Here is a 2,382-nt window from a genome sequence, read left to right on the forward strand (position 1 = left end):
CGAAGCAACACGTTTAATCCGGGAAGTGCTTCTGCAGGATGATCGTATTGAGAGGATTGAGAATGTTCGTGTTGAGACAAATGGCGATTCCATTCTCATTGAGTTTATGGTTGTCTCGGTATTTGGATCATTCCGATCCTCGCAGGAGGTGATGAGACGTGTATGAACATATGACATATGAGTATATTTTGCAAAGGATGCTTAGCAAGGTCCCGAATACCGTAGACAAACGCGAGGGCAGCTTGATCTATACGGCTTGTGCCGCCGTTGCTGCAGAAATGGCTCAGATGTATGCAGATTTGGACACCAACAATAACCTCTCATGGGTGGATACAGCCACAGGGGAATATCTAACTCGTAAGTGCGCAGAGTTCGGGGTAAACCGAGAACCAGCCACCAAGGCGATACGCAAAGGGCTTTTTTATGACGGTCAGAACAATCCTTTTGATGTTCCGATTGGCAGTCGGTTTTCTATTGAAGATCAAAACTTCGTTGTCACTGAAAAAATCACTACTGGCGAGTATAAAATGGAATGCGAGACGACAGGTGCGACAGGGAACCAGCTATTCGGGGCGCTGCTACCAATCGACTACATTCAAGGGCTGGCCCGAGCTGAGTTGGCTGATGTATTGGTGCCGGGCGAAGATGAGGAATCTGACGAATCGCTACGGGATAGATTTTTCAAAACAGTCAACGAGCCAACATTTGGAGGGAATGTGGCTGATTATATGCAGATGATTAATGCGATTGAAGGTGTGGGAGGAACAAAGGTCTTTCCGACATGGCAGGGCGGCGGAACCGTGAAGTGCACTATCATCGGGGCTGATTTTAACCCACCTGCACAACAATTAATCGATCAAGTACAGACGACCGTTGATCCAATTGTAAACCAAGGGCAGGGGCTTGGGATGGCGCCAATCGGGCACCGAGTCACGATTGCAGGGGTACAGGGCGTGACGGTCAATATAGTGACAACAGTCACGCTTGCAGGCGGGTACACTGTTGAGCAGGTGCAAGCTCCTATCGAAAGTGTGATCAGCAACTACTTACAGGGACTACGAGAGGATTGGGAAAACCAAACCAATTTGATTGTTCGCGTTGCTCTCATTGATGCCGAAATTCTGACGGTACCGGGCGTAATTGACGTGGCTAATACCACGCTCAACGGTGCAGCATTCAACATCCCGCTGGGAGAGGAAGAGATCCCGCAAATGGGGACGGTGACGATCAATGTCTGAACGCATTTTGAAGTATTGGCCGGAGGACTACCATGAGATTCTGGACTTTGTGGAGTTGGCTGGAGCAGAGGATGAACAGTTACAAGAGTTAGAAAATGCGATCGATCAACAATTCAATGACCAGTTTATTATGTTATCCAGTGAATCAGCAACGAAGAGACGAGAAAGAATATTGAAAATCCAAGTAGACCCATCTACGGAAACGCTTGACTTCCGGAAGAAACGGATCATCAACCGCCAATCGACCAAACCTCCGTTTACTGAGCGATACCTGCAGCAGAGAATTGACTATCTGTTTGGCGATGGACGCGGTCAAATCGGTGTAGATGTACAAAACTTCATCCTGAGACTTTACGCCAGCATATTGGACGCTTCTATTTTCAAAGAAGCAGAAAAGACCATCGAGCGCATCAAACCAGCCAATATGGTGTATCTGGCTTCTCCCTGGGGCCACGAGACGATTGAAATTGTTGACCGTGTTGTCGTATCCCAGCGCAGGTATCACAAAGTATCTGAGTTTCGCGTCGGCATGAAACCCATGAAGTACCAAAGCGAGGTGACGATATGATTGACAATGCTTACCTGATGCGTGCCGCTGAAGACTTGAAAACCCGAATCGGATCGCTTGTCGTGAACAATCAAACCGTGCCGATACAAAGCGTCACCCAAGACGGCAGAACGATCATCGTGCAAACCTTGAGTCAGCAGGGGATAACGCAAGTCACGTCGGTAAAACTGTACGATGAAAAGGGGAACCTGATCACCGAACGGATAACAAACCTTACCGTGTCCGACCAGCAGAGGTTAGAATTTCGCTTCGAGTTTGAGGTGAGGAGTGGTGAGACCATATGAGTTATAATCCGAAACTAGACTGGAAGACGGACGACGATGTTACCGAATCTGATTTTAACCGGATTGAGCAGGGCATTGCAGATGCTCATGTTTTGCTTGAGCAATTCAGTGTGGATATCGCAAACCTGAAAAACCGCGTGCAGCTGATCGAATCCACCTTCCCGGATTCCTTCACGCACAACCTCTTTACGGAGGAGTTGCTCACGCTGGACTCGATCATTCTGACGCATGGGTACTATAACGAGGCGCAAACGCGGTTGGAGGTCTGATTCCATGAAAAGGATACCTTCAA

The 2,382-nt window shown here is 48.2% G+C and carries 4 protein-coding genes; all 4 read left to right on the top strand.

Annotated features, from left to right (window positions below; genetic code table 11):
* Positions 1-158 precede the first annotated feature (158 nt).
* From HGBM_RS24480 to HGBM_RS24495, 4 genes are read left to right on the top strand one after another with little or no spacing between them, the layout of a single operon-like run.
* Positions 159-1,238 (top strand): baseplate J/gp47 family protein, encoded by a 1,080-nt coding sequence (locus HGBM_RS24480; RefSeq protein WP_019123712.1) that lies wholly within the window; start codon positions 159-161, stop codon positions 1,236-1,238.
* Positions 1,231-1,806 carry a putative phage tail protein gene (locus tag HGBM_RS24485; protein WP_019123713.1) on the top strand — a complete coding sequence of 192 codons (576 nt, stop codon included), beginning with the start codon at positions 1,231-1,233 and terminating at the stop codon, positions 1,804-1,806. Before HGBM_RS24480 ends, HGBM_RS24485 begins: the two co-directional genes overlap by 8 nt.
* Positions 1,803-2,090: a hypothetical protein gene (locus HGBM_RS24490; RefSeq protein WP_019123714.1), complete on the top strand. Its 288-nt coding sequence runs from the start codon at positions 1,803-1,805 to the stop codon at positions 2,088-2,090. The genes HGBM_RS24485 and HGBM_RS24490 overlap by 4 nt, the downstream gene beginning before the upstream one ends.
* Complete coding sequence (locus HGBM_RS24495; RefSeq protein ID WP_019123715.1) at positions 2,087-2,359, top strand: hypothetical protein; 273 nt, start codon at positions 2,087-2,089, stop codon at positions 2,357-2,359. The genes HGBM_RS24490 and HGBM_RS24495 overlap by 4 nt, the downstream gene beginning before the upstream one ends.
* The last annotated feature ends 23 nt before the right edge of the window (positions 2,360-2,382 follow it).

The sequence above is a fragment of the Brevibacillus massiliensis genome, assembly GCF_000311785.1.
GTDB classification, from domain to species: Bacteria; Bacillota; Bacilli; order Brevibacillales; family Brevibacillaceae; genus Brevibacillus_C; species Brevibacillus_C massiliensis.

Bases quoted from the DNA above. Each gene is read 5' to 3' on its own strand.
- HGBM_RS24485 (WP_019123713.1), top strand. From the start codon at position 1,231: ATGTCTGAACGCATTTTGAAGTATTGGCCGGAGGACTACCATGAGATT.
- HGBM_RS24490 (WP_019123714.1), top strand. From the start codon at position 1,803: ATGATTGACAATGCTTACCTGATGCGTGCCGCTGAAGACTTGAAAACC.
- HGBM_RS24495 (WP_019123715.1), top strand. From the start codon at position 2,087: ATGAGTTATAATCCGAAACTAGACTGGAAGACGGACGACGATGTTACC.